The 24,361-nt window shown below is 63.8% G+C and carries 27 protein-coding genes and 1 tRNA gene; 10 read left to right on the forward strand and 18 right to left on the reverse strand.

Translation table 11 applies throughout. The features are described from left to right. Positions 1 to 10 precede the first annotated feature (10 nt). From IGS60_RS11670 to IGS60_RS11695, 6 genes are all read left to right on the forward strand, one after another. Entirely contained in the window at positions 11 to 1,483 is a 1,473-nt protein-coding gene (locus IGS60_RS11670) for a PLP-dependent aminotransferase family protein (RefSeq protein ID WP_230504446.1), read from the forward strand. A gap of 75 nt (positions 1,484 to 1,558) precedes the next feature. After that, positions 1,559 to 2,263 (forward strand): lipoyl(octanoyl) transferase LipB, encoded by a 705-nt coding sequence (gene lipB, locus IGS60_RS11675; protein WP_230504448.1) that lies wholly within the window; start codon positions 1,559 to 1,561, stop codon positions 2,261 to 2,263. Between the two features lie 37 nt (positions 2,264 to 2,300). Then, a complete protein-coding gene (gene lipA, locus IGS60_RS11680) occupies positions 2,301 to 3,308 on the forward strand; it encodes a lipoyl synthase (protein ID WP_101483288.1) in 1,008 nt (335 codons plus the stop codon). 145 nt (positions 3,309 to 3,453) lie between these two features. Beyond that, the gene (ung, locus tag IGS60_RS11685) at positions 3,454 to 4,122 is read left to right on the forward strand and encodes a uracil-DNA glycosylase (protein WP_070288957.1); all 669 of its coding nucleotides are present in this window, start codon (positions 3,454 to 3,456) and stop codon (positions 4,120 to 4,122) included. Positions 4,123 to 4,227: 105 nt separating this feature from the next. Then, a complete protein-coding gene (locus IGS60_RS11690; RefSeq protein ID WP_071650246.1) occupies positions 4,228 to 4,539 on the forward strand; it encodes a DUF1778 domain-containing protein in 312 nt (103 codons plus the stop codon). Beyond that, the gene (locus tag IGS60_RS11695) at positions 4,514 to 4,996 is read left to right on the forward strand and encodes a GNAT family N-acetyltransferase (protein ID WP_230504450.1); all 483 of its coding nucleotides are present in this window, start codon (positions 4,514 to 4,516) and stop codon (positions 4,994 to 4,996) included. Before IGS60_RS11690 ends, IGS60_RS11695 begins: the two co-directional genes overlap by 26 nt. A gap of 211 nt (positions 4,997 to 5,207) precedes the next feature. On the opposite strand, the gene IGS60_RS11700 is transcribed toward IGS60_RS11695, so the two are convergent. The 4 genes from IGS60_RS11700 to IGS60_RS11715 all read right to left on the reverse strand — a co-directional run bounded on the left by IGS60_RS11700 (position 5,208) and on the right by IGS60_RS11715 (position 9,219). Then, positions 5,208 to 7,364: a TonB-dependent receptor gene (locus IGS60_RS11700; RefSeq protein WP_230504452.1), complete on the reverse strand. Its 2,157-nt coding sequence runs from the start codon at positions 7,362 to 7,364 to the stop codon at positions 5,208 to 5,210. 92 nt (positions 7,365 to 7,456) lie between these two features. Then, positions 7,457 to 7,795: a hypothetical protein gene (locus IGS60_RS11705; protein ID WP_070223211.1), complete on the reverse strand. Its 339-nt coding sequence runs from the start codon at positions 7,793 to 7,795 to the stop codon at positions 7,457 to 7,459. A 67-nt stretch (positions 7,796 to 7,862) separates the two neighbouring features. Continuing rightward, positions 7,863 to 8,684: a helix-turn-helix transcriptional regulator gene (locus tag IGS60_RS11710; RefSeq protein WP_230504454.1), complete on the reverse strand. Its 822-nt coding sequence runs from the start codon at positions 8,682 to 8,684 to the stop codon at positions 7,863 to 7,865. Continuing rightward, on the reverse strand, positions 8,674 to 9,219 hold the full coding sequence (locus IGS60_RS11715; RefSeq protein ID WP_230504456.1) for a YbhB/YbcL family Raf kinase inhibitor-like protein: 546 nt from the start codon (positions 9,217 to 9,219) through the stop codon (positions 8,674 to 8,676). Before IGS60_RS11715 ends, IGS60_RS11710 begins: the two co-directional genes overlap by 11 nt. 215 nt (positions 9,220 to 9,434) lie before the next feature. On the opposite strand from IGS60_RS11715, the gene IGS60_RS11720 reads away from it, so the two are divergent. Together IGS60_RS11720 and IGS60_RS11725 are read left to right on the forward strand one after the other, a co-directional pair. After that, positions 9,435 to 10,592 (forward strand): PepSY domain-containing protein, encoded by a 1,158-nt coding sequence (locus tag IGS60_RS11720; protein WP_230504458.1) that lies wholly within the window; start codon positions 9,435 to 9,437, stop codon positions 10,590 to 10,592. 89 nt (positions 10,593 to 10,681) lie between these two features. Beyond that, positions 10,682 to 11,104 carry a PaaI family thioesterase gene (locus IGS60_RS11725; RefSeq protein ID WP_070288962.1) on the forward strand — a complete coding sequence of 141 codons (423 nt, stop codon included), beginning with the start codon at positions 10,682 to 10,684 and terminating at the stop codon, positions 11,102 to 11,104. Between the two features lie 68 nt (positions 11,105 to 11,172). Here the strand turns inward: IGS60_RS11725 and IGS60_RS11730 are convergent, their stop codons facing one another. From IGS60_RS11730 to IGS60_RS11760, 7 genes are all read right to left on the reverse strand, one after another. Next, the gene (locus IGS60_RS11730) at positions 11,173 to 11,868 is read right to left on the reverse strand and encodes an anti-sigma factor (RefSeq protein WP_230504460.1); all 696 of its coding nucleotides are present in this window, start codon (positions 11,866 to 11,868) and stop codon (positions 11,173 to 11,175) included. Further along, positions 11,865 to 12,455: a sigma-70 family RNA polymerase sigma factor gene (locus IGS60_RS11735; RefSeq protein WP_070312662.1), complete on the reverse strand. Its 591-nt coding sequence runs from the start codon at positions 12,453 to 12,455 to the stop codon at positions 11,865 to 11,867. The genes IGS60_RS11730 and IGS60_RS11735 overlap by 4 nt, the downstream gene beginning before the upstream one ends. An 85-nt stretch (positions 12,456 to 12,540) precedes the next feature. Then, positions 12,541 to 13,062: a peroxiredoxin gene (locus tag IGS60_RS11740; protein ID WP_070223196.1), complete on the reverse strand. Its 522-nt coding sequence runs from the start codon at positions 13,060 to 13,062 to the stop codon at positions 12,541 to 12,543. A gap of 86 nt (positions 13,063 to 13,148) precedes the next feature. Then, on the reverse strand, positions 13,149 to 13,835 hold the full coding sequence (locus IGS60_RS11745) for a BON domain-containing protein (protein WP_070223194.1): 687 nt from the start codon (positions 13,833 to 13,835) through the stop codon (positions 13,149 to 13,151). Further along, positions 13,828 to 14,424 (reverse strand): phosphoheptose isomerase, encoded by a 597-nt coding sequence (locus IGS60_RS11750; protein WP_034752465.1) that lies wholly within the window; start codon positions 14,422 to 14,424, stop codon positions 13,828 to 13,830. Before IGS60_RS11750 ends, IGS60_RS11745 begins: the two co-directional genes overlap by 8 nt. Positions 14,425 to 14,481: 57 nt before the next feature. Next, on the reverse strand, positions 14,482 to 14,835 hold the full coding sequence (locus IGS60_RS11755) for a YraN family protein (RefSeq protein ID WP_070223192.1): 354 nt from the start codon (positions 14,833 to 14,835) through the stop codon (positions 14,482 to 14,484). Between the two features lie 10 nt (positions 14,836 to 14,845). Continuing rightward, on the reverse strand, positions 14,846 to 16,057 hold the full coding sequence (locus tag IGS60_RS11760; RefSeq protein ID WP_230504463.1) for a penicillin-binding protein activator: 1,212 nt from the start codon (positions 16,055 to 16,057) through the stop codon (positions 14,846 to 14,848). 165 nt (positions 16,058 to 16,222) lie between these two features. Here IGS60_RS11760 and rsmI point away from each other — a divergent pair, with 165 nt between their 5' ends. After that, complete coding sequence (gene rsmI, locus IGS60_RS11765; RefSeq protein ID WP_070223188.1) at positions 16,223 to 17,131, forward strand: 16S rRNA (cytidine(1402)-2'-O)-methyltransferase; 909 nt, start codon at positions 16,223 to 16,225, stop codon at positions 17,129 to 17,131. A gap of 5 nt (positions 17,132 to 17,136) precedes the next feature. Here rsmI and IGS60_RS11770 read toward each other — a convergent pair whose 3' ends face one another. The 3 genes from IGS60_RS11770 to IGS60_RS11780 all read right to left on the reverse strand — a co-directional run bounded on the left by IGS60_RS11770 (position 17,137) and on the right by IGS60_RS11780 (position 18,792). Further along, entirely contained in the window at positions 17,137 to 17,577 is a 441-nt protein-coding gene (locus IGS60_RS11770; protein WP_230504465.1) for a hypothetical protein, read from the reverse strand. Next, the gene (locus IGS60_RS11775; RefSeq protein ID WP_230504466.1) at positions 17,513 to 18,124 is read right to left on the reverse strand and encodes a nucleotidyltransferase domain-containing protein; all 612 of its coding nucleotides are present in this window, start codon (positions 18,122 to 18,124) and stop codon (positions 17,513 to 17,515) included. The genes IGS60_RS11770 and IGS60_RS11775 overlap by 65 nt, the downstream gene beginning before the upstream one ends. A 65-nt stretch (positions 18,125 to 18,189) precedes the next feature. Continuing rightward, a complete protein-coding gene (locus tag IGS60_RS11780) occupies positions 18,190 to 18,792 on the reverse strand; it encodes a hypothetical protein (RefSeq protein WP_230504468.1) in 603 nt (200 codons plus the stop codon). A 208-nt stretch (positions 18,793 to 19,000) separates the two neighbouring features. Between IGS60_RS11780 and IGS60_RS11785 the strand changes: the two genes are divergently transcribed. Further along, positions 19,001 to 19,077: transfer RNA gene (locus tag IGS60_RS11785), tRNA-Pro, on the forward strand. A gap of 154 nt (positions 19,078 to 19,231) precedes the next feature. Here IGS60_RS11785 and IGS60_RS11790 read toward each other — a convergent pair. The 4 genes from IGS60_RS11790 to bioB all read right to left on the reverse strand — a co-directional run bounded on the left by IGS60_RS11790 (position 19,232) and on the right by bioB (position 24,336). Beyond that, complete coding sequence (locus tag IGS60_RS11790; protein ID WP_230504470.1) at positions 19,232 to 20,155, reverse strand: hydroxymethylglutaryl-CoA lyase; 924 nt, start codon at positions 20,153 to 20,155, stop codon at positions 19,232 to 19,234. A 1-nt stretch (position 20,156) separates the two neighbouring features. Then, positions 20,157 to 21,089, reverse strand: a complete 933-nt coding sequence (locus tag IGS60_RS11795) for a glyoxylate/hydroxypyruvate reductase A (RefSeq protein ID WP_230504472.1) — start codon at positions 21,087 to 21,089, stop codon at positions 20,157 to 20,159. An 11-nt stretch (positions 21,090 to 21,100) separates the two neighbouring features. Next, positions 21,101 to 23,128 (reverse strand): acetyl/propionyl/methylcrotonyl-CoA carboxylase subunit alpha, encoded by a 2,028-nt coding sequence (locus IGS60_RS11800; RefSeq protein ID WP_230504474.1) that lies wholly within the window; start codon positions 23,126 to 23,128, stop codon positions 21,101 to 21,103. Positions 23,129 to 23,289: 161 nt separating this feature from the next. Next, complete coding sequence (gene bioB, locus IGS60_RS11805; RefSeq protein ID WP_070223174.1) at positions 23,290 to 24,336, reverse strand: biotin synthase BioB; 1,047 nt, start codon at positions 24,334 to 24,336, stop codon at positions 23,290 to 23,292. Positions 24,337 to 24,361 lie beyond the last annotated feature (25 nt).

The raw sequence follows: 24,361 nt of genomic DNA on the forward strand, positions 1-24,361 counted from the left end.
GACGATCATCATGCCGCGAGGAAAATCACCGCACGCCCTGGACTTGCCTCGTCCCACCAGCTGGCTCGACAAGGCAGGCGTCAACAAGCAGGATGGCGCGTATGAAGCGCTGCGCTCGGCCATCCTGACGAAGATGCTGCCGGCGGGCAGCCGGCTGCCATCGAGCCGCACCCTGGCCGAACGGTGGGAGTTGTCGCGCGGCACCATCGAAACCGTGTTCGACCGCCTGCACGCGGAAGCGTATGTGACGCGCGTGCCCGGTTCCGGCACGCGCGTGTGCGCAGTGGTGCCGGAGCGCTTCCTGATGGCAGGCTTCGGCGATGCCGCCCCGGCCGCGCCGGCCAGCGTGCCCGCGCCCGCCCCGGACACGGGTGTGCGCGACGGCTTGCCCTTCGTGGCGCGGCGCGCCGACGCCAGCCTGTTTCCCATGGCAGCCTGGTCCAAGTGCGCCACGCGGGCGCTGGCGGCCGCCACGCCGGAGCAGCTGTGCAGCGCTGATCCGGCCGGCTTGCCCCAGCTGCGCCAGCAGATCGCCGACTTCCTCGCCAAGTACCGTGGCATCCGCTGCGACCCGCAAGATATCGTTGTCACGACCGGCATCCGCCACGCGATCGACTTGCTGGCGCGCGGCATCGTGCGCGATGGCGACAAGGTGTGCCTGGAAGAACCGGGGTACCCGGCTGCGCGCGCCCTGTTCGCCCTGGCCGGCGCCGTGCCCGTGGATATTGCCGTCGACGCCGAGGGCATCGATTGCGCCGCCCTGGCCGCGCACACGGACGCCAGCCTTGCCTATGTGACGCCGGCGCACCAGTCGCCGCTGGGCGTGACCATGTCCGTCACGCGCCGCCTGGCCTTGCTGGAATGGGCGAACGACAGCGGCGCCTGGGTGGTGGAAGACGATTACGACAGCGAATTCAATTACCACAGCGCGCCGCTGGCGGCCCTGAAGGCACTGGACCAGTACCAGCGCGTGATTTATTGCGGCAGTTTCAACAAGACCCTGTTTGCCGGCCTGCGCGTGGGCTTCATGGTGCTGCCGCCCGCCTTGCGCCCGCAGCTGCTGCGCATCGTGCAATTGACGGGCAGGTCCGTGGGCGTGACGGAACAGCTGGCGCTGGCCGCCTGGATGGAAGAAGGCGCTTTCGTGCGCCATCTGCGCCAGGCGCGACTGGCCTACAAGGAGCGGCGCGACCTGCTGCTGGCCTGCCTCGAGCAGACGGCGCCCGGGCGCTACACGATTTCCGGCCAGCAAGCGGGTTTTCATTGCGTGCTGTGGCTGCCGACCGATGGCGACGAACGGGCGTTTTGCGCGCGCGCGGCGCAGGACGGGCTGGCGCTGCAGCCGCTCGGCGACTTTTGCCACAGCGCCAGGCTGGCGCCGGCCGTGCTGCTCGGTTACACGGCCCTGAGCCTGGCCCAGGTGCGCCACGCTGCACAAAAATTGGGCAGATTGCTGTTGTCGCCGGCGCCCGCGGCTGAATGAAACGGCGGCCTGGCTTATAATCACGGCTTCGCCGCAGCGTCCGCAGGGCGCCGGCAGCTGATTACAGAATCTGTCATGACCACCACCCGCACCGAAACGGCGCTGATCCGCGAGCTGGGCCGCGTCGATTACGAGCCGACCTTTGCCGCCATGCGCGCCTTTACCGACGCGCGCACGACGGACACGCGCGACGAACTGTGGATCGTCGAGCATCCGCCCGTCTTTACGTTGGGCCTGGCGGCCGACCGCGGCCATCTGCTGGCCGGCGCCGAGAGTGTGCCCGTGGTGCAGACGGACCGGGGTGGCGAAGTCACCTTCCACGGCCCCGGCCAGGTGGTGATTTACCTGCTGATGGACTTGCGCCGCAACAAGCCGGGCGGCAAGCTGTATGCGCGCCAGTTCGTGCATAAAATCGAGCAAGCCATCATCAACGTGCTGGCGGCGTATAATCTCGCTGGCGAGCGCATCGATGGCGCGCCAGGCATCTATATTGCCGGCGGGCCAGACAAGGGTGCGAAGATCGCCGCGCTGGGATTGAAAGTGCGCGGCAACGGCTGCACCTACCATGGCGTATCGCTCAACGTGGCGATGGACCTGGCGCCGTTTTCCTGGATTAACCCTTGCGGCTATTCCGGCCTGAAGACGGTGGACATGCGCAGCATGGGCGTCACGGCGCCGCTGGCCGAGGTGCAGCGGGCCCTGGCCCAGGAATTGACCGTATTACTCGATGTAAGCGAAGTAAACAGCGCCGCAGGCGCGCCTCAGGCAGCGGATGCCTGAGCAAACAAACCAACATGCCCGTCAAGGGCTTGCAGCCATGACTTCTGAGACCATTTCCAGCACCGCCCCCGCCGCTCCCGCCTACAACCCGAGCGAAAAGCAAAAAGGCGCCAGCAAGACTTCGCGCATCCCGATCAAGATCGTCCCGATCGAGCAGATCGAGCGCCTGAAAAAGCCGGACTGGATCCGCGTCAAGGCCGCTTCGGCTTCGACCCGTTTCTATGAAATCAAGGACATCCTGCGCGAAAACAAGCTCGTGACCGTGTGCGAGGAAGCCAGCTGCCCGAACATCGGCGAGTGCTTCGGCAAGGGCACGGCCACCTTCATGATCATGGGCGACAAGTGCACGCGCCGCTGCCCGTTCTGCGACGTCGGCCACGGCCGTCCGGACCCGCTGGACAAGGAAGAGCCGGCCAACCTGTCGAAAACCATCGCCAAGCTGCGCCTGAACTACGTTGTCATCACCTCCGTCGACCGCGATGACTTGCGCGACGGCGGCGCCGGCCATTTCGTCGAGTGCATCCAGCAAACGCGCGCCCTGTCGCCGAACACCCGCATCGAAGTGCTGGTGCCCGACTTCCGTGGCCGCCTGGAAAAAGCCCTGGATCTGTTCAAGGATGGCTTGCCTGACGTCATGAACCACAACCTGGAAACGGCACCGCGCCTGTACAAGGAAGCACGCCCTGGTTCCGACTACATGCACTCGCTGAAACTGCTGAAGGATTTCAAGGCCATGTACCCGGACGTCAAAACCAAGTCCGGCATCATGGTGGGCCTGGGCGAGACGGACGAGGAAATCCTGCAAGTGATGCGCGACATGCGCGAGCACGACATCGACATGCTGACCATCGGCCAGTACCTGGCGCCATCGAACAGCCACCTGCCCGTGCGCCGCTACGTGCACCCGGACGTGTTTAAAATGTTCGAAGAGGAAGCCTATAAAATGGGCTTCACCCACGCCGCCGTGGGCGCCATGGTGCGCAGCTCGTACCACGCGGATGAACAGGCGCACAGCGCCGGCGTGGAATCGGCGCTGAATTTCTAAGCCGTTTGCGCCACATCAAAGCCGCCCGCGATAGCGTGGCGGCTTTTTTTTTTGCCTGTTCGTATCGTGTCCACCTCATGCGGCTGAGCGTCCTATACTGGCATGCTGGAAAAGCATGGTTGATGAATAAGCTATGAGGTGACGCATGGACGTACGCATCGACGCATCGTGGAAGGCGCGGCTGGAGGGGGAGTTTGCCCAGCCCTACTGGGAGCGCCTGGCCGCCTTCGTGAAGGAAGAGTACGCGGCGGGGCCGTGTTTTCCTCCGGGTAAATACATTTTTCGCGCCTTCGACCTGACGCCGTTCGAGCAAGTCAAAGTCGTGATCCTGGGGCAAGACCCGTATCACACGCCCGGTGCCGCCATGGGGCTGTGCTTTTCGATTCCCGAAGGCACGCCGCCGCAGCCTAGCCTGCAGAATATCTTCAAGGAATTACACAGCGACGTGGGCGTGGCGCGCACGCGCACGGATTTGTCCGATTGGGCGCAGCAAGGCGTGTTCCTGCTCAACAGCGTGCTGACGGTGCGCGCGGGGGCGGCCGGTTCGCACGCGGCCAAGGGGTGGGAAAAGCTGACGGACAGCGCCATCCGCCACCTGTCCGCCGAGCGCGAACACCTCGTGTTCATCCTGTGGGGCGGCTATGCGCAAGCCAAACGCACCCTGATCGACCCCGGCAAGCACCTGGTGCTGGCAGCGCCCCATCCATCTCCCTTGTCGGCCAGCAAAGGTTTCTTTGGCAGTAAGCCGTTCAGCCAGGCAAATGCGTATCTGCAGGCGCATCATCATGCCGAAATCAAATGGGGCAATGAATAATGGTGACATTTTGTCTCCAGTAAGGGTTGCTTTGTCCCCATCATGTGCTATGCTCATTGGGATACCCGACGACACCCGAACAAACCCGACGACACGAGCTAAATAATGAGTGTGACTGAAGAACGCGGCCGTATTACGGCCAGGGTTTCCGGCTCAATTGCCGAGAAACTTCAAGAAGCGGCTGAGCTGACTGGCGCTACCTTGAATCAATTCCTCGTGCAAGCTGCATTGGAAAAGGCGGAAATGATCATCGATCGCGAATACCTGATCCGCTATTCCCGTCGTGACGCCGCCATGATGATCGATTTGCTGGAAAACCCGCAGGGGCCGAATGCGGCTTTGACGAAGGCTTTTGAAAATTATGCACAGAAAGTAGAGAATGGCGTACTTCGTGACAGCACTGAAAGCAATACATGATGTAACAAGGTTTCATTGCGGCACACCGGTATTGGATACGTGGTTGCAGACAATAGCAAGGCAGCATCAGCGGCATGGCGCATCGCGAACGTTCGTGCTGGTCGATGAAACTGATCCTACGGAAATTATTGGCTATTTTTCACTGGCGATTCGTACCATGACCCCCAGAGAGGCTATTCCCATCGCCATGATGAAGAAGTTGCCCAGCAACGTACCCGGCTTTACCTTGGCGCGGCTTGCTGTCGCGCAGCGGCATCAGCGTCGCGGCTTTGGCCGATTGCTGCTGGTAGCGGCCATGAAGCGTGTGCAATCGGTCGCAGCGGAGGTGGGCGGTTTTGCCCTGTTTGTCGATGCCAAAGAGCCGCAAGGCACGCAGTTTTATCAACAGTATGGTTTTACGCCCCTCCCCGATGATCCGCTGACCATGCTGCTACCCATCGCCGATATTCCCCATTAAAACAGCATCCCGATAGACGCCACGAGATCGTTTCTTAACGGCAACCGACAGCGGCAGGCGTTGCTCCCTGCCGCTGTCTTCGCGCGACTTACAACACCTGGACAGAACCGTAGCGAGCGGATGTGCGGCGTGGCCGAGAAGCGCAGCTGTGCTTTAGCACAGTGAGCATCGGAGGCCGCGCCCCACGCCGCGCAGTAGGTACTGTCAGGTGTTAAAAACTGGTGGACAGGCCGGCGTAGATGCTGCGGCGGGCGCCATACTGCGGCGCTCCCACGCCCACGCCGGAACCGTCGCGCAGCAAATACGACTTGTCGAACAGGTTGATCAGGGCCAGCCGTCCTTCCACCTTGCCCACCGGCGTGTTCTTCCACGTGTGCGTGAGCGCCGTGTTGACGGTGAAGTAACTGGGCAAATGGCCGGAATTCGGTGCGCCGCCCTCCGGCGTCATGCGCAGGCCGCTGCCGTAGAGGAAGTCAGCGCTCACTTGCGAATCGCCGAAGTGATAGTGGCCGCCACCCGACAGCGTGTATTTCTGGTCATGATCGAGGTAGACATAGTGCTGGCTGATGTAGTTCAACTCATCGGCGCCAAACAGGGCTTGCCCCGAATTGATGTTGCGGCCCTGCGCCTTTTGCGTGCTGGCGTTGAGGAACAGGCCCCAGTTTTTCTCGCTGTAGATGGCAGACAGCTCCAGGCCCTTGGCGTAGCCGTCCGCATAGTTGAACGGCGTCAGGATCAACGCCTGGCCGAACTGGCCTTCGTCGAGCAGATTGTTGATCTTTTTATAGTACACATCGGCCGTCACGGTCAGTTTTGAATTGACCTGGTGGCTGATGCCGATATCGTAGTAATGCGTGCGCTCGGCCTTGACGTTGTCGGACCGGCCGATTGCCGGCGCATTCGTCGTGTTCGCGTACAGGTCGATGCTGCCCTGGGCGGCCAGTTCCTGCGGCGGCGGCGTGAAGTAGCGCGAATAGCCGGCGTGCAGGGCCGTGCCCGGCGCGATCTGGTACGCCAGGTTGACGCGGGGGCTCCATTGCTGCTCGTTCGTGTAGGCCGAGACCTTGTCGAAGCGCACGCCGTAGTTCAGGGTCAGCGGTTTGCTGATATGCCATTCATCCTGCAGGTAGACACTGGCCAGGGTGCCTGTCTTGCCGCTGTTGTCCAGAATGCTGATCGGCGTGGTGGAAGTTTGCGCGCCGTCCATGGCGGGGAAGACGGCCACCGTGTTGTCGCTGGTCGTTTTCTGGCGCGTGTAGGCCAGGCCGGCGCGCACGGTGTGGTCCTGGTGCAACTTGTAGCTGATGTCGAACTGGGCACCGGAAGCGCTGTTCGCGCGGCGCGAGTCCGAGGCCACGCCGTTGTAGATCAGGTCGCCGATGGCGTCGGGCGTGAAGTGCAGTTCCGAATACTGGTGGAAGGCCGACACCTGATAATTGACGTCGCCCAGGCTTTTTTGCAGCGACAGCACGAGAAAACGGTTCACTTCGCGCTGGTTTTCATTCAGCTGCGAGGAAGGGATGCTGGACGTGCCCGCCTGCGCATTGCTGTGGCCGGCCAGCGAGAAGCCCGGCGCCTGGTCCGGGTTGTTCGGGATCTGGAAGCGGCCGTTATAGGTGCCGAACATGGCGCCCAGGCGCGTGTTGTCATCGAGGAAATACGACAGGCTGCCGAACGATTTGTTCTGGCGCGTCTTGTCGTGCAGGGCGCTGCGCGTGGCTTGCGGGTTTTCCACGCCCAGGGCATTGCCCAGATAGCTGCCGGACAGGTAGTAATTGAACTTGCCCACGCTGCCGAAAAATTCGGCACTCGGCTCCACATGGTCGTGGCTGCCGACCATGATGCCGATGCGCCCGCCCGGCGTCATGCCGCCCTCCTTCGTTTCAATATCGACGATGCCGGCCGTGCGCAGGCCGAACTGGGCCGGCAAGGCGCCCGTCATGAAATCCGTCTTGTCGATCAATCGCGTGTCGATCGACTGGCCGAAGCCGCTGATGCTTTCGGGCAACTGCACGCCGTTGATGCGGTATTGTACGTTGGCATGGTCGTCGCGCACGTGCAGGGCGCCGGAGCCCTTCGAATCCTGCGACACGCCCGGCAGGCGCAGCAGCACTTCATTGAACGGCGTGTTGTCGCCCTGGCCCAGCATGTCGACCATGTGGCTGTCGATGCTGTAGATGGTGGTGCCGACTTTCGGCGACAGTTCGATGCGCGCGCTTTTCAGATGGGCGGAGGTGACTTCCACCTTTTGCATTTCCGGTGGGGCGGTATCGCTACTGGCTTCGGCAGGCTCGGCGGCATGGGCGGAAACGGTAAACAGGCTGGCAAGGGCGAGCGACAGCGCGCTCAGACGTGGAGTGTGTTGCATGGTAAACCTCGAAAATAGTCAACGCCAGGCGGCCCGGCGCGCATCAAAGCGCGGCAAGGGGCAGCCTGAAAAGGATAAAAACAGCGTGGGAACTACAGTGAGGCGGCAGGCGGGCCGCGCACGGGCGGCAGGACGAGGACGGCGACGGGCGCCAGGGTAGCGGGCGCGAGGGCCAGCAGGCGGTACGGCAGTAACTGGGCGGGCGGCTCGGCGATGGCCGGCGGCACGGCGATGTCGGCCACCTTGTCGATGACCGTGGCGCACAGCGCGCACTCTTCCGCGTCGAGCGTCGTCTTGTGCAGGTGCGAGGCGGCCGTCGACAGCAGGAACACGAGGGCCAGCGCACTGAACAGCGCCACGCACAGCTGCCACGGCGTGCGCGCGAGGGCGGACGCCGGGTAAGGCTTGCGGGATGGCTGGCGGGAAGACATGGGCGCATAGTAGCAAGAAAATCGCCGCGCTGTCAGCGCTTGTTGCTTGATTTGCGCCAGAGCGGGCTTACAAGGTGGCGCGCAGGTCGCGCGGCGACAGGCCGTAATGCTGGCGGAAACGGGCCGCGAAGCGCGATGGCGAGGCATAGCCGCAGGCGGCGGCGATGTCGCCGATGGGTAAGATGCCAGATTGTAATTCCTGCAAGGCCAGTCCCAGGCGTACGTCTTCCAGGATGGCGCGGAAATGGCGCTGTTCCAGGGCCAGCTGGCGGCGCAGGGTGGAGGCGCCCAGGTGCAGATGGCTGGCGACCTTGGCCACGCTCCAGTCGGCGCCCGGGTCCAGCAGCAGCACTTGCTGCACGCGCGCGGCCAGCGGATCGCGGCGGTCCAGCAACAGCGGGCCGCAATGGCCGCCCAGTGCCAGGGCCAGCAGCAAGCCTTCCGCCTGGTGCGCCAGCAGCGCGGGCGGTGTGCTGCTCGCCAGGCTGGCCGTCAGCTGGTCCCAGGCCAGTGCCGCGTGCGGGTCGAGCGGCACGCACAGGCTGGCCGTGGCCGCCTGGCGCAGCTGGGTATCGACGAGGCCGCCATGGCGCGCGCGGAAACGGGCGATCAGGGCCGGCGAAAAACTCAGCACTTCCGCGCGGTAGCCTTGTGCGCCGGGCAGGTTGGCCACGCCCAGTTCCTGCCCGGCCGGCATCAGCACCACGTCGTGCGTGCCGGCGCGCGCCTGGCGCGCACCCCATTCCAGCAATTTCGTTCCCTGCCGCACGCGGCACAGGGCGCTCTGGAAGACGGGCACGCGGCGCAGGGTTTGCGCGCGGCGCGCCTCGATGGTGCCGTGGGCGATGCGCAGCTCGCTCAGGGCCACCGCTTCCATGTCATCTGCCATACAGTCCCGTCAGCTGTGCCTTGCCCAGCGCGTTGGCGTTGAGCATGTAGCCCAGCATGGCGCCGCTGGCGCCCTGGTCCAAGGGCAGCTTGTCCGTTTTCAGCGCCCACACCGTGATCTGGTAGCGGTGGGCCTGGTCGCCCGGTGGCGGGCAGGCGCCGCCATAGGCGCTGTCGCCGTAATCGTTGCGCCCTTGCACGGCGCCGGCCGGCAAGGTGGCGGTTGTCGTTCCCGCAGGCAAGGACGTGGTGCTGGTCGGCACATTGAACACGCTCCAGTGCCACCAGCCGCTGCCCGTGGGCGCGTCCGGATCGTACAGGGTGATGGCGTAGCTTTTCGTGCCGGCCGGGGCATTGCTCCACGACAATTGCGGCGACAGGTTGCCGCCCGTGCAGCCGAAGCCCTGGAACACTTGCGCGCTCGCCAGGCGCTGGCCGGGGGCGATGTCGGTGCTGGTGACCGTGAAATCGGTGGCGTGCGCGCCCAGGTGCAGAGCGAGGCCCAAGGTGGCGGCGAAGAGGCGGGAGGGGGTCATAATTTTCCTTTCGATAAGTATATGGGAAAGTGTATGTCGCGCAACATAACCGCGCGATGCCGATGCGCTCGCTGATGGTGCCGAAACGCTCGTTTTATCCTATTTCAGACGTTCGCATGAGCGTGTTGTTCGGTTTGCCGCTTTCTGACCGTGCATGATTTTCACTGTGGGGCTTTCATGCTATCGTTTCGCAGCCCAAATTTCCCAAAGTTTCCATGTCACAACGCTCGATCAAGTGGTTGCTCAGCAAACTGCACCTGTACGTGGGGCTGTGGTTCGGCGCCCTGTTCGTCCTGCTGGGCTTGACGGGTTCCGCCATCGCCTGGATGCCGGAACTCGACGCTTACCTGAATCCCAACTTGTTACAGGCGAGCACGCCCGCACCTGGCCAGGTGTTCCAGGTGACGCCGCGCACGCTGCAGACGGTGGTGGATGAGCTCACGGCCGACCCCGCCTATGGCAAGCCGAGCCAGCTCAATCCGCCCGCCGACGCGCGCGACGTGTACGTGGCCTCGTACCGCCAGCCAGGCAAGCCATCCCTCTTCAGCCAGGCCATCGTGCGCCAGGTGATGGTCGATCCCTACACCTTGCAAGTCAAAGGCGAGCGCGACTGGGGACGCTTCGGCCTCTCGCGCCCATTGCTGATGTCGGGCATGTTTCATTTGCACCGCTATTTATTGTCCGGCGACGTGGGCAAGACCATCACGGGTATCTCGGGCGTGATGCTGCTGCTGATGGCCTTGAGCGGCATTTACCTGTGGTGGCCGCGCCTGCAGTGGACGGCGATCAAGCGCGCCCTGACGGTGTCGCATGGCGGCTCCTGGCCGCGCTTTCACTATACGATGCACAAGGCGGCCGGCTTCTTTGCCGCGCCCGTGCTGGCCGTGCTCGCCTTTTCCGGCATCTATTTCAATTTGCCGCAATTGATCGTGCCCCTGGTGGAGCTCGTGTCAACGGTGCCGGACACGGCAAAACTCAAGAATGTGCAGCAGGACGGCGCCGTGCTCGATGCGGGCCAGGCCATGGCCACCGCGCAGCAGCTGTATCCGCAGGCGCGCGTGTCGCGCATCGTGTTGCCGGCGAAAAAGGACCAGCCGTACGACGTGCGCGTGCGCCAGCCCGGCGAAATCGCCGAGGGCGATGGCGCCACGCGCATCACCCTCGATGCGCGCAGCGGCTTGCCCCTGCGCATACGCGATCCCTTGCGGGCGCCGGCCGGAGACGTTTTCCTGGGCTGGCAATACCCCCTGCATTCGGGCCAGGCCTTCGGCGTGGCCGGGCGCGCCTTCATTACCTTGTTCGGCCTGATGCCCTTGCTGTTCCTGCTGACGGGGACCCTGGTGTGGTGGAAACGGCGGCGCGGCAAAAAATAACTGCGCTCAAACCGTTGCGGGGAAAGTTGCTATCATCATAGTATTTTCCGGCAGATCCGCTGTCCGGACTCACCCGCACAAGGACCAGCATGAGCAATCCCGACATCACCGTAGCAATGTTGAATGAACGCGGCACGGGCCGCCTGCCCGGCCACCTGGGCATCGTCATCACGGCCGTGGGCGACGGCCAGCTGACGGCGGAATTGCCCGTGCTGCCCCACCTGCTGGCGCCGAACGGCTACTTGCACGCGGGCAGCGTCGTGACCCTGGCCGACACGGCGTCCGGCTATGGCTGCATCGTCAACCTGCCCGAAGGCGCGACGAATTTCACCACCATCGAACTGAAATCGAACCACCTGGGCACGGCCCGTGAAGGCACGCTCACCTGCACGGCCAAGGTCGAGCACAAGGGCCGCAACACGCAAGTGTGGGATGCCGTGGTGAAAAGCAAGGAAACGGGCAAGACGATTGCCCTGTTCCGCTGTACGCAGATGATTCTGTATCCAAAGTAAGGTAAGCAACCCAAATCAACTGCTGGGGTCAGACCCGACGGGTCTGACCCCGGATTTTTGCGTTAGGGTTAAATTTTTACCCAGTTACCTTTATACAAGATTGGTCCCGTCGGTCCGTTCGGATTCGGCGAACCGCCTTTCGGCTCCAGGGTGACGGCCAGCAAGGCCACGTCGTTGCCGATGGCGCGCTGGGACAGGGCCAGTTTCACGTTGCCCTTGTCGGCGAGTAAACCCAGGGAGCGCGGCTTGCCGCTCTTCGGCACGGCCCACAGTTCCAGGTCGCGGTCGGCAGGCACGGGAGCGTTGCCCACCATGCGCACTTCGAGCGCGCCGTGGCGGCTGTCGGCCGTCAGCAGCAATGCCGTTTGCGCCTTCTCGTCCGTCAGGCTGGCGATATAGCTGATCTGCGGCGCGTCCATCACGCGCGTGGCCACGACGATCACCAGCAGCGCGGCGATGGCGCTCGACGCCATGCCCAGGCCACGCCAGAACGACAGCGAATCGCGGAACAAGGACCAGCCGCCCTGCGGCTTCAGGTGCAGGCGCTGCTCGATCTGCTGCCACACGCGCTTGGGCGGCGCCACGGGCGTGGCGAACTCCGCCATCGGTTCCAGGCGCTGGCGCCATTCGGCCGTGATATTGCGCAAGTCGGCGTCGTTGTGCAGCCAGCCTTCGAAACGCCGCCGCGCGCCCCCTTTCAGGGTGCCCAGCACGTATTCGGACGCCAGTTTCTGGCGCAGCGCGTCATTGCCGCGGATATTCATGATGCCTCCCGTTTCGCCAGGCACGTGCGCAGCCGTTCCAGGCTGCGGCGTATCCAAGTCTTCACGGTGCCGATCGGCAGCGACATCTGCTGCGCCACTTCGCTGTGCGACAGGTCGTGATAGAAGGCCAGGGCGACCACCTGCCGGTGCAGCCCTTCCAGGGCCGACATGCAAAACGCCAGCGCCTTGGCGTCACCGCTCAGCTGCAGTGATTCGATCGGCGTGGCCTGGGGGTCCCGGAGTGCATTCATGACTTCGCTATCAAACTGTTCGGCATCGATTTCCACGGTATCGTCGCTGCGCCGCAGCACATCGAACGCCTTGTTGCGCACGATGGTGGCCATCCAGGTCATCGGCGCGGCCAGATGGCTCTGGTAAGCGGCGGCGTTGTTCCAGATGGCGACGAAGCCCTCTTGCAAGGCTTCTTCAGCGAGCTCTTGCTTATGCAATATACGCAGCGCGAAGCCAAACAGTTTCGATGAGGTGGAGTTATATAGCTGGCGGAACGCCGTGGCGTCCTTGTTCCCGGTGGCAAGCAGCCAGGTTTTCAGTTGCTGCGGGTCGAGCGATTGAGCGGCTGGGGACACGGCTGGCCTTCACAAGGTGAATGGGATCACGCCTGGGAAGGTTATAACAGATTGACAACGCTTGGCAACAGGGTTTTGTGCCGTGTTATCCCGCGATGGCCGTTTCGAGCAACTTATGCAGTTCGGCAAATTCCGGCTTGCCCACGTAGCGCTTGAGGATCTTGCCCTGTTTGTCGAGCACGAAGGTGGTGGGTGTGAGGGCGACGTCGCCGTAGGCCTTGGCCGCTTCGCCCGTCACGTCGAGCGCCACCTTGAACGGCAGCTGGCGCGTTTCGGCGAAATTCAGCACGTAGTTGGCCGGATCGTATTTCATGGCCACGGCCACGAATTCCAGGCCCTGCCCCTTGTACTTGTTGTAGGTGTCGACCATGTCCGGCATTTCCGCCACGCAGGTGGTGCACGAAGTGGCCCAGAAATTGACCATCACCACCTTGCCGCGCAGGCTGGCCGAGGTAATTTTCTCGCCATGGATGCCGTGGAAAGTCACGTCCGGCGCGCGTTGCTTGTCGTTCAGCGACAGATAGCCGGCCGCCGCCACGCCCGCCACGAACACGGCGATGAGGGCTGGCTTGATCCAGGACTTGCTTGCGGAGGGCGAAGTGGACATGGCAAAGTTTCACTAATGTAGAGCAACGATGCGGCCATTATAGACGCATCGTCAGTCTGGCGCCGTAGGTCAAACGGCGGAGGCGTTTATTGCTGGACCGTATCGCTGACCGTGCTGGTCGTGCGCTGCTGCGGCGGATCGGGCTGCAATTGCTTCAGTTCCGCTTCCGAAATGTAGTCGAACAGCTTGACCACTTTCTGCACGCCGCCCACGCCGCGCGCCACGTCGGCCGCGACCGTGCCTTCGCGCTGGGTCACGCGGCCCATCAGGAAGACGGTGCCGTTTTCCGTGACGACCTTGAACGAGGCGGCCGAGATGGTTTTCATGTCGACCAGGCTGGCCTTGACCTTGGTGGTGATCAGCGCGTCGTTCGAGCGCGAGGTATAGCTGGCCGGGCCGGCGATGATCAATTCATTGGCCACCGACTCCACGCCCTCGATATTGCGCACTTCGCGCTCGACGGCATTTTTCATCGCCTCGTCGCGCACTTCGCCCGTCAGCAGGACGCGGCGGTTGAAGCTGGTGACATTCACGTGGCCCGCATCGCCGACGATGGACGGGATGCGCGCCTCGCCCTTGACGGCGATCGACTTGTCTTCGGTCTGGGCGCCCAGGGTGCGGCGGTCCGCCGCGGCAACGCCGCCCATCACCGCGCCGCCGACCATCAGTTCGATGCAGCCGGTGAGCGAAGTGAGCATGGCGCCGCACAGCAGTGCGGTGGCCAGCGGGCGTTGTACGCGTTTCCAGCCTGGGCCAGTACCGAATTTAGTCATTCACGTCTCCTCCGAATAGCGCGACGTCGATGCCGTCGCAGATGCAATGTATGGTGGTCAGGTGGACTTCCTGGATGCGCGCCGTGCGCTCGGCCGGCACGCAGATATGCACGTCGGCGTCCGTCAGCATCTTGCCGATGGCGCCGCCGTCCTTGCCCGTCAGCGCCACGACGCGCATTTCGCGCTCGAGCGCCGCTTCCACGGCCGCCATCACGTTGGCCGAATTGCCCGACGTGGAGATGGCCAGCAGGATGTCGCCGGCCTGGCCGAAGGCCTGCACCTGCTTCGAGAAGATCTCGCGGTAGCTGTAGTCGTTGGCCACGGCCGTCAGGATCGACGTATCCGTCGTCAGCGCCAGGGCCGGCAGCGGAAAGCGCTCGCGTTCGAAGCGCCCGACCAGCTCGGCCGCGAAATGCTGGCAATCGGCGGCGGAACCGCCGTTGCCGCAGGCGAGGATCTTGTTGCCGTTGGACAATGCATAAAACATCAGGTCGATCGCCTGCGCAATGGGTTGCGCCAGTACGGTGGCTGCCTGGATCTTGAGTTCGGCACTTTCGTGGAAGTGCGAGAGGATGCGTTGATTATTCATAGTCTGCCGATTATAGTGCAGGCGCGCGGCATGGCGGACAAGCACTGTTAAAAATGCTTACATATCGAGGATGTTCTTCAGCCAGCTGATGCGCCCGCCATCGATGGCCAGCGCGTCGAAGCGGCATGGCGGCACGGTTTTTTGTCCCAGCAGCCAGGTTTGCGCGGCCACCACCATGCGCCGCTGCTTGGCGGGCGTGATGCTGGCCAGGGCGCCGCCGAAGCTGGCACTGCTGCGCAGCCGCACTTCGACGAAGACGACGGACGGCCCATCGCGCATGATCAGGTCCAGTTCGCCGCCCTTGCACAGATAATTGCGTTCCAGCAGCACCAAGCCTTGCAGCAACAGATACGCGAGCGCATCGTCTTCCCCCTGCCGTCCCCGTTCCCGTTTGTTCCAGAAGGGCGGCATGGCGGTGTCCTTATTGTACCGGCGGCATGGTGGCAGGTGGCGGCGGAGCCGGTGGCCAGGTGCCCAGCACGCCCTGCTGGTAGGTGGCGGCCTGTTCCGTGCGTTCGAACACGCTTTGATCATTCTCAAAGCGCACGGCCAGGCGGCCCGTCACGCCGTCGAGCGTGAATGGCGCGTTTGGCCGCAGCGCCACTTCGCGCGCCACGCGGAAGGCGTCGATGCCCAGCGCGTACAGGCGTTCCATGTCGGCCGTCAGGCGGGCGTCGGCCGGTTGCGGCGGTTGCGGATACACCATCACTTGCGGATGGTCGCGCCGCACCTGCCATGGCAGGTCCAGCAGGCGCGCGCCGTCGAGTTCGGGACCGCTGGCGCCGCGCCCGGCGCCGGGGTTCAGTGACGAGGTGCCATACAGGGGCAGGTCGCTGCCGATGGCCACGCGCAGCTGGCGCGCCTGGTCGGCGTCGAGCGCGGCAAACAGCAGGCCCGGCGGCGTGGCGGCCAGGCGCGCGCGCAGCTGCACCAGTTCCGCATCGCTCAGGTAGCCATTCGTGGCCGTCAAGTCCATCACATCGACTTTGCCGCCTTGGCGCAGCCATTCCTGCTTGAAGGCGGCGCTGATGCGGCGCTGCGAAGGCGAACCGGCCGACAGGATCAGCGCGCTGGCGCCCGGCTGTTCGCTGGCGGCCCAGGCGGCGACCTGGCGCGCTTCCGCCTCGATCGACAGGCCCATCACCAGCAGCTTGGCCGGCAGGCGCGCTTCGCCGCGGTTGTCCGGGTGGTTCAGGGCGATCGTCGGCTTGCGTACCAGATCGCTGTTCGCCACGGCCGTCACGGCCGAGCGCGACAACGGTCCGACGACGACGTCCTGTTCCTCTTGCGCTTGCGCAAACTTGTTCAGCACGTCGCTGCTGCCGTCGCCCGTGTCGATCACCGTTACTTCGAAGCCGCTGCGGTCGCGCTCATACGCGGCCATGAAACCGGCGCGCAGCAGTTCGGCGGCCGGGCCCAGGGACGCCGAGCGCAGCGGCAGCAGCAGGCCGATGTGGTGCAGATTGCCGTCGGACGGCGCCGGTGCCGTGGCGGCCGGCATGTCCTGCGGCGTGCCCGTTGCCGGCTTGGTGGTGGTGGGCGCCAGCGGCGCGCCGCTGCCGTCGTACGCGGTAATATCGGGCACGGCCACGGCAAACGTGACCGGTTCGGGCGCGGGCGGCTTGGGCGGCACGGGAGGCGGCAGCGGCTTCGGTGGCGGCAGCGCCCTTGTGTTAGATTCAATAGGCGCGCACAATTGCCCGGGCGCGTCGCAAGGCGTGCTGCAAGCGCTCAGCATGCCGGTCGCGGCACAAACAAGCAGTAACTTCACACTATTAGCAAGCATTCAACCTCCAAAATGACCGTACAAGAAATCAGTTCCATCGCCAGCCTGCCCATCATGACAGAGGCGGCGCACCAGGTCTATCCTATCGCAACATTGTATATAGTGGCCACGCCCATCGGTAATGTGACCGATATCAGCCTGCGCGCGCTGCACTTGCTGAGCCTTGCCGATGCCGTCGCCTGTGAAGATACGCGCAACACGGCGCACCTGCTGACGCGCTTCGGCTTGAACAAGCCATTGATTGCGGCGCATCAACATAATGAGCGCGAAGTGGCGCAGACCTTGATCGCGCGCCTGCACGCCGGCGAGCGCATCGCCCTCGTTTCCGACGCGGGCACGCCCGCCGTGTCCGACCCCGGCGCGCGCATCGTCGACGCCGTGCGTGCGGCCGGTTTGCGCGTGCTGCCCCTGCCCGGCCCGTCGGCGGCGATCACGGCCATCTCCGCCAGCGGCTTGTTGAATGACCAGTTCTACTTTGTCGGCTTCCTGCCGGCCAAGGCCAAGCAGCGCGAAAACATCTTGCACAGCCTGCGCGGCGTGACGGCGACCATGGTGTTCTATGAAGCGCCGCACCGCATCCTCGATTGCGCCACGGCCCTGGTGGAAGCGTTCGAGCCGACGCGCCAGGTGGTGTTCGCGCGCGAACTGACGAAACTGTTCGAGGAAATCCACCGCTGCCCCCTGTCGGAAGCGGAAAGCTGGATCCGTGCCGACGCGCACCGCGAAAAGGGAGAGTTCGTCGTCCTGCTGGAAGGCGCCACGCAAGCGCAGGACGCGGAAGACGTGGAAGCGGAACGCATCCTCAACATCCTGCTGGCCGAATGCAGCGTCAAGCAGGCGGCGAATCTGACGGCGCAAATCACGGGGCGCAAGAAAAACGCCCTGTATGAGCGGGCGTTGCAGTTGAAGGGGCAGGAATAAGGCGATTAGCTTGGCGGCTGGACATTGAGTGCACTTGCCGCCGCGAGCAATTGTTCCACATGCTCGATCAACTCGTCGACAAAGCCCTGCGTGACATCCAGCTCGCCCTCGTATTCGGCCAGGTTGCGCTTCTTGTGGGCCTGATTGAATAGCAGCCATTGCTGCGGCGTGAAACTCAGCGTGTGTTCCAGGCTTTGAAAGACGAGATAGCGGTTGTCGCTGCGATAACCATGTTGACGCAGCGCAGACAAGGCGGCAGCATGCGCCGCGTTATACGCGAGGTCGAAGCGGCTTTCCAGCGACAGTATCGGCTGCCTGGCATCGTGCGGGCGCACGGTGGCCGAGCGCAGCAAGCCCGCCCGTTCGCGTGCGTCCGGTGGCTCAGCCTTGAGCTGGCCGATGCGCGCCAGGTTCGCCAGCGCCTGTGAGCTTGAGGAGGTCATCATTGGCCCCTTTGACAAAAATTTTGGGCTGTTCGAGGACGCGCACGGCGAACGACTTGCCGTCGTCTATTCTTTGCCGCCATTCTTCATGTGTGTACAAGGTGGGGTTGATGCTGCGCCCCAGTTGCTGCTGCGCTGGCTGCAGCGCTGCCAGCAACTGGGCATTCGATGCCATGTTGCCGATGACCATCAGGTCGATGTCGCTGTGCGCCTGTTCCGTGCCCTTGGCCATCGAACCGTACACAAACGCCAGGTCGACTTCCTGCCAATACGGTTGCAGGGCCACGCGCAGCACATCGGCGACGCCAAAGGTTTTCAGCACGATGCTGCGCAGCTCGTCGAAGATCGGCGCATCATGATTTGCCTGGTAATGCTTCTGGTTGCCCACTTTCTTGACGGTCACCAGGGCCGATTTCGCCAGCTTGGCCAGTTCGCGTTGCACGGCGCCCGAGCCGATGGCCGCGAAGGCGATGATTTCATTCGCATAGAAAGAGCGCTGCGCCTGGCCAAAGAGCAAAGCCAGCACGCGTTGCTGTGTTTTGGAAAACAATGTGTCTGCATATATACCCATATTGGGTATGTTAATACCCAATATGGGTATAGTCAAGCAAGCCCTCACCACTTGCAACCGCTATCCTTCTTGTCCAGCAACATCAGCACGGGCGCCAGCAAGCCCGCCCCTGCATAAGCGGTGCGGCAATCGCCGCGCTTGCCTTGGGCGATGTCGCGCGCCAGCTGGGTTTCCGTTTGCAGCGGCTTGTCGGGGATTTGCCCCACGGCCGTGCCCACCTTGGACGGATCGCGCTCGCCCGCCATCTTGCGCGCCGTCTTCCTGGCCGCTTCCATGTCGAACTTCGGCGTTTCCGCAGTTTCTTGCCTGAAGGTGTCGGGACTGGCCGTCGGCGTGGCTGGTGAGGCCGGCACCACCGTGATGGCTTGCGGGCTGGATGCCGGCGCGGTGGCTGCCGCCGGCGTTTCCCGGACAGCGGCGCGTTTCTGCTTGCTGATGGGCTTGGGTTCGCGCTTCGGCTTGACGACCTCGACAGGCGGCGGGGGCGGCTTGGCGGCCAGTGGACGTATCCACACGGCGATCGATTCCACGCGCGGGGCCGTGTCCGGCGGCACAGGCGGCTGGACGTGGCGCCACAGATAGATCAAGGCGCCATGCAGCAGCAAGGACACGCCGACGCCCAGCGCGATGCCGCGGCGATTTGGCATGGGCTGGCCGCCGCCGCTGCTTCTTTCTATCCTGAACTCCATTGCCGTCGTCGCCTTCATGTCTGATCGGGAAAACTTGCAAACCCAGTGTCGCATACTTCAATCGTTTTGAAAAATACATGAGTCCCAGTGCCGCGCGTAAATAATTTACACAGAGTTTCACCTGACCCTTGACCGAAGTCGATACGGCCTGTATTATCTTGGTCTTCGGAGTGTGGCGCAGCCCGGTAGCGCACCTGGTTTGGGACCAGGGGGTCCAAGGTTCGAATCCTTGTACTCCGACCAAATTTGTAGAAAAAAACCCAAGAGTTTCGGCTCTTGGGTTTTTTTTCGTCTGTACGGTTCGGGTAGGTCGGATTAGCGCGCAAGCGCGTAATCCGACAACACCAGGATCATGGCCAACATTGTTGTCGGGTTAAGCGCTACGCGCTAACCCGACCTACGCCGCGAGGCGTTTCGCCGCCAGTGCATTGCCGGCGCGGCTGGAGCCCTTGCGCCCCAGCTGCTGCGCAATGAACTGGCCCGCATCGACCACCAGGTCCAGGTCGATGCCGGTGTCTATCCCCAGTCCCTGCATCATGTACAGCACGTCTTCTGTCGCCACGTTGCCCGTGGCGCCCTTGGCGTACGGGCAGCCGCCCAGGCCCGAGACGGACGAGTGATAGATCGTAATGCCCGTTTCCAGGCTGGCGTAGATGTTCGCCAGCGCCTGGCCGTAGGTGTCGTGGAAGTGGCCGGACAGGCCGCCCACGTGGAAAGCCGCGATGGCGCGCTGCATCACCGCCTGCGTCTTTCTCGGCGTGGCCACGCCGATGGTGTCGGCGATGTCGATCTCGTCGCAACCGAGGTCGCGCATGCGGCCCACCACGTCGGCCACGGCGTCGAGCGGCACGTCTCCCTGGTAGGGGCAGCCGAAGGCGCAGCTGATGCTGCCGCGCAGGCGCAGGCCGTGTTCCTTGGCCGCTTTCGCCACGCCTTCGAAGCGGGCGATCGATTCGGCGATCGAGCAGTTGATGTTCTTTTGCGAGAACGCCTCGGAGGCCGAGCCGAAAATCACCACTTCATCGGCTTTTGCCGCCAAGGCGGCATCGAAACCCTGCATGTTCGGCGTCAGCGCCGAATAAATGGTGCCTGCGCGGCGCGCGATTCTCTCCATCACTTCCGCGCTGGTGGCCATCTGCGGCACCCATTTCGGCGAAACGAACGACGCCGCCTCGATGTTGGCGAAGCCAGCCAGCGTCAGGCGGTCGACCAGCTCGATCTTGACGGCGGCGCTGATGGTGTCCTTCTCGTTTTGCAGGCCGTCGCGCGGGCCCACTTCGACGATCTTGACCTGCTTGGGCAAACTGGTAGTAGGGTTCATCTCAATATCCTTGCAAACGGTTGACGATGCCGGCCACAAGCTCTCCGGCGTGCAGGCGGCGCATCTTGGCGGCGATCTGCGCCACGCTTTCGCGGCGCAGGGTGGCGGCCGAAATATGCGGCGTGATGGTGATGCGCGGTTCTTGCCAGAACGGGTGCTGCTGCGGCAGCGGCTCGTTGCGGAACACGTCGAGGGTCGCCCCGGCGATATGCCCGGAGCGGATCAACGTCAATAAGTCCGGTTCGGCCAGATGCGCGCCGCGTGCCACGTTGATGACGTAGGCGCCCGGCAGCAGCATCGACAGGCGGGCGCGGTCGAGCAGGTTGTGCGTGTCCGGCGTGAGCGGCAGCATGCACACCAGCACGCGCGTGCCGCGCAAAAAGGCATCGAGCCCCTCCTCGCCCGCAAAACACTGCACGCCATCGACGTGCTTCTGGCTGCGGCTCCATCCGCGCAGCGGAAATTCGAACTGCGCCAGCGCTTCGAGCACGCGCGTGCCCAGCACGCCCATGCCCAGCACGCCGACGGGAAAATCCAGCTTGTCGAAGGCGGGCAGCGGCTGCCAGATGCCGGCGCGGCCCTGCGCCTCGTAATCGTCGAAACGGCGGAAGTGGCGCAGCACGGCGTGGCTCACATATTCGGCCATCTGCACGCCCATGCCCGCGTCGTCGAGGCGCACCAGCGGCACGTGGGCCGGCAGCGCGTCGCCGAACTTCAACAGCGCGTCGACGCCGGCGCCCGTGTTGAAGATGGCTTTGACTTCGCTCAATGCCGGCAGCATGGCGGCGGGCGGCTGCCACACGACGGCATAATCGCATGGCGCGAACGTCTCGCCTTCGCGCCAGAAGTGGATTTCAGCTTCGGGCAGCAAGTCTTTAAAATCGGCGATCCACGCCGCTTCCTTGCCGTCCGAGCGTTGTAAAAGGATGCGCATCGTGGCTGCCTCTATGCGGCAGCCTTGAAAGCCAGCAGCGGCGCGCCATCGGCCACCTGGTCGCCGACCGCGTACAGCACGTCTTCCACCAGGCCGTCGTGCGGCGCGGCGATCGTGTGCTCCATCTTCATCGCTTCCATGATGACCAAAGGCTCGCCCTTCCTGACGTCCTGCCCTTTGTTGACCAGCACGGCGACGACCTTGCCCGGCATGGGCGCCGTCAGGCGGCCGCCTTCCGCTTCCACTTCGCCCGCATGCGCCATCGGGTCGCTGTAGTGCAGCGTGTAATGCAAGCCGCCGGTGAATACGTGGAACTGCTCGCCGTCGCGCAGCACCGTGCCATGCACGGCACGTTCACCGAGCTTGATGTGCAGCTCGTTGCCTGTGCGCGCCGTCAAGCTCAGGGGCTGGCCGTTGAACAGCCAGCCATCGGTCTTGTAGGCGATGCGCGCGGCATAGGTTTTGTCGTCGCTGGCCAGTGCGAATTCATCGGCGAACGACAGGCTGCGCCCCAGAGTGCTGTTCAAGCGCCAACCCAGGGCGTTGCCCCACGGGTCGGCGCGGTTGGCCGACTGCGCTTCGGCGGCCGTTTTTTCTTCCAGCAGCAGGGCGACGGATGCCAGCGCCAGGGCCGTGTCGGGTGCCGGCTGCAGGGCGGGGAACAGCGACGCCTGATTGCGCTCGATCAAACCCGTATCGAGATCGGCCGAGCTGAATGCCTGGCCTTCGACCAGGCGCTTCAGGAAGGCGATATTGCTGGCCAGGCCGACGATCTGGTAGTCGGACAGCGCCTGCGCCATGCGCGCCAGCGCTTCGCGGCGGTCCGCGCCCCAGACGATCAGCTTGGCGATCATCGGGTCGTAGAACGGCGAGATGGCGTCGCCTTCGCGCACGCCCGAATCGATGCGCACGGCGGCGGGAACCAGCGTGCCGCCCAGTTCGAACGTCACGGCCGATGGCGACTGCATGTGGCGCAGGGTGCCGATCGACGGTAAAAAGCCCTTTTCCGGGTTTTCCGCGTAGATGCGCGCCTCGATGGCGTGGCCGTGGATCGTCAATTCATTCTGTTTTTTCGGCAGCGGCTCGCCAAAGGCGACGCGCAATTGCCATTCCACCAGGTCGGTGCCGGTGATCATTTCCGTCACCGGGTGTTCCACCTGCAGGCGCGTGTTCATCTCCATGAAGTAGAACGAGCCATCCTGGTTGGCGATGAATTCCACCGTGCCCGCACCCACGTAGCCGACGGCCTTGGCGGCGGCGACGGCCGCCTCGCCCATGGCCGCGCGGCGGTCAGCCGGCATGCCCGGCGCCGGCGCTTCTTCCAGCACCTTCTGGTGACGGCGCTGCACCGAGCAATCGCGCTCGAACAGGTAGATGCAGTTGCCGAGCGTGTCGGCAAACACCTGGATTTCGATATGGCGCGGACGCGACAGGTATTTTTCGGCCAGCACCTTGTCGTCGCCGAAAGAGCTGATCGCTTCGCGCTTGCACGAGGCCAGCGCCGCCTTGAAGTCGGCGCTGTTTTCAATGACGCGCATGCCCTTGCCGCCGCCGCCGGCGGATGCCTTCAGCAGCACGGGATAGCCGATCTTGTCGGCCTGGCCGTGCAAAAATTCCGCATCCTGATTCTCGCCGTGGTAGCCGGGCACCAGCGGCACGTTCGCTTTTTCCATCAGCGACTTGGCGGCCGATTTCGAGCCCATGGCGCGCATGGCGGACGCCGGCGGGCCGATGAAGACCAGGCCCGCCGCGTGGCAGGCGTCGGCGAAATCGGCGTTCTCGGACAAAAAGCCGTAGCCGGGGTGGATCGCCTGGGCGCCAGTGGCCAGCGCCACGGCGATGATCTTGTCGCCGCACAGATAGCTTTCCTTGGCTGGCGCGGGGCCGATCAGCACCGCTTCGTCGCAGACGGCGACGTGCTTGGCGTTGGCGTCCGCTTCCGAATACACGGCGACGGTCTGGATGCCCATGCGGCGCGCGGTGGCGGCGACACGGCAAGCGATTTCGCCGCGGTTGGCGATCAGGATTTTAGTGAACATGGTCTCTCTCTATTCTCTCAAAAAGGGGCAGCTGTCTCTTGTCATGGACGTTGTGTGCTGGCGTGTCGGCTTACGCGCTTTGCGCTAAGCCGACCTACGCATTGGTGAGGCGGTATTCGCAGGTCGGGTTAGCCGGCACGGCGTAACCCGACAGGGCTGGATCAGCAGCCGCACTTCTCTTTCTGTACCGATTCCAGCATGGCGCCGCGCGTCTGCAAGCCCAGTTTGTTCAACAAGACGCGGTCGTCTTCCGCTTCCGGGTTGTCGGTGGTGAGCAGCTTGTCGCCATAGAAAATGGAGTTGGCGCCGGCCAGGAAGCACATCGCCTGCACGGCTTCGCCCATCTGGCGCCGGCCGGCCGACAAACGCACGCGCGCCTTCGGCATGGTGATGCGGGCCACGGCGATCGTGCGCACGAATTCGAACGGGTCCAGCGCTTCCAGGCCGAACAAAGGCGTGCCTTCCACCTGCACCAGGTGGTTGACGGGCACCGATTCCGGGTACGGATTCAGATTGGCCAGCTGAGCGATCAGGCCCGCGCGCTGCAAGCGCGTCTCGCCCATGCCGACGATGCCGCCGCAGCATACTTTCAAGCCCGCTTCGCGCACGCGGCCCAAGGTATCGAGGCGGTCCTGGTATTCGCGCGTCGAGATGACGTTGTCGTAGAACTCGGGCGCCGTATCGAGGTTATGGTTGTAGAAGTCCAGGCCCGCGTTTTTCAGGCGGTCCGCTTGTCCTTCTTCCAGCATGCCCAGGGTGGCGCAGGTTTCCAGGCCCAGCGCTTTCACTTTGCTGACCATCTCTTCGACTTTGTCCATGTCGCGATCCTTCGGGCCGCGCCAGGCGGCGCCCATGCAGAAGCGCGTGGCGCCATTGGCTTTCGCCTGGCGGGCCGCGTCGAGCACCGTGTCGATGTCGAGGATTTTCTTCGCTTCGACGCCCGTGTCGTAGCGGGCCGCCTGCGGGCAGTAGCCGCAGTCTTCCTCGCAGCCGCCGGTCTTGATCGACAACAGGGTCGCCAGTTCCACGTCGCCGTCGGGGAAGTTGACGCGGTGGGTTTGCTGGGCCTTGAACATCAAGTCATTGAATGGCAGGTCGAACAGGGCCAGCACGTCGGCGACGGGCCAGGTGGCCGCTTCCGGCACGGTGATGCGCGCCGCTGGGCGGTGCAGTTCGACGGTTTTTGCTGCTTCTTGGACGTGAGACATGTGATTCCTTCGTTTCTATTTTTGA

It is taken from the genome of Janthinobacterium sp. FW305-128, assembly GCF_020858135.1.
Taxonomy (GTDB): Bacteria; Pseudomonadota; Gammaproteobacteria; order Burkholderiales; family Burkholderiaceae_D; genus Janthinobacterium.

Bases quoted from the DNA above. Each gene is read 5' to 3' on its own strand.
- IGS60_RS11670 (WP_230504446.1), top strand. From the start codon at position 11: ATGCCGCGAGGAAAATCACCGCACGCCCTGGACTTGCCTCGTCCCACC.
- lipB (WP_230504448.1), top strand. From the start codon at position 1,559: ATGACCACCACCCGCACCGAAACGGCGCTGATCCGCGAGCTGGGCCGC.
- lipA (WP_101483288.1), top strand. From the start codon at position 2,301: ATGACTTCTGAGACCATTTCCAGCACCGCCCCCGCCGCTCCCGCCTAC.
- ung (WP_070288957.1), top strand. From the start codon at position 3,454: ATGGACGTACGCATCGACGCATCGTGGAAGGCGCGGCTGGAGGGGGAG.
- IGS60_RS11690 (WP_071650246.1), top strand. From the start codon at position 4,228: ATGAGTGTGACTGAAGAACGCGGCCGTATTACGGCCAGGGTTTCCGGC.
- IGS60_RS11700 (WP_230504452.1), bottom strand. From the start codon at position 7,364: ATGCAACACACTCCACGTCTGAGCGCGCTGTCGCTCGCCCTTGCCAGC.
- IGS60_RS11705 (WP_070223211.1), bottom strand. From the start codon at position 7,795: ATGTCTTCCCGCCAGCCATCCCGCAAGCCTTACCCGGCGTCCGCCCTC.
- IGS60_RS11710 (WP_230504454.1), bottom strand. From the start codon at position 8,684: ATGGCAGATGACATGGAAGCGGTGGCCCTGAGCGAGCTGCGCATCGCC.
- IGS60_RS11715 (WP_230504456.1), bottom strand. From the start codon at position 9,219: ATGACCCCCTCCCGCCTCTTCGCCGCCACCTTGGGCCTCGCTCTGCAC.
- IGS60_RS11720 (WP_230504458.1), top strand. From the start codon at position 9,435: ATGTCACAACGCTCGATCAAGTGGTTGCTCAGCAAACTGCACCTGTAC.
- IGS60_RS11725 (WP_070288962.1), top strand. From the start codon at position 10,682: ATGAGCAATCCCGACATCACCGTAGCAATGTTGAATGAACGCGGCACG.
- IGS60_RS11730 (WP_230504460.1), bottom strand. From the start codon at position 11,868: ATGAATATCCGCGGCAATGACGCGCTGCGCCAGAAACTGGCGTCCGAA.
- IGS60_RS11740 (WP_070223196.1), bottom strand. From the start codon at position 13,062: ATGTCCACTTCGCCCTCCGCAAGCAAGTCCTGGATCAAGCCAGCCCTC.
- IGS60_RS11745 (WP_070223194.1), bottom strand. From the start codon at position 13,835: ATGACTAAATTCGGTACTGGCCCAGGCTGGAAACGCGTACAACGCCCG.
- IGS60_RS11750 (WP_034752465.1), bottom strand. From the start codon at position 14,424: ATGAATAATCAACGCATCCTCTCGCACTTCCACGAAAGTGCCGAACTC.
- IGS60_RS11755 (WP_070223192.1), bottom strand. From the start codon at position 14,835: ATGCCGCCCTTCTGGAACAAACGGGAACGGGGACGGCAGGGGGAAGAC.
- rsmI (WP_070223188.1), top strand. From the start codon at position 16,223: ATGACCGTACAAGAAATCAGTTCCATCGCCAGCCTGCCCATCATGACA.
- IGS60_RS11770 (WP_230504465.1), bottom strand. From the start codon at position 17,577: ATGATGACCTCCTCAAGCTCACAGGCGCTGGCGAACCTGGCGCGCATC.
- IGS60_RS11780 (WP_230504468.1), bottom strand. From the start codon at position 18,792: ATGCCAAATCGCCGCGGCATCGCGCTGGGCGTCGGCGTGTCCTTGCTG.
- IGS60_RS11790 (WP_230504470.1), bottom strand. From the start codon at position 20,155: ATGAACCCTACTACCAGTTTGCCCAAGCAGGTCAAGATCGTCGAAGTG.
- IGS60_RS11795 (WP_230504472.1), bottom strand. From the start codon at position 21,089: ATGCGCATCCTTTTACAACGCTCGGACGGCAAGGAAGCGGCGTGGATC.
- IGS60_RS11800 (WP_230504474.1), bottom strand. From the start codon at position 23,128: ATGTTCACTAAAATCCTGATCGCCAACCGCGGCGAAATCGCTTGCCGT.
- bioB (WP_070223174.1), bottom strand. From the start codon at position 24,336: ATGTCTCACGTCCAAGAAGCAGCAAAAACCGTCGAACTGCACCGCCCA.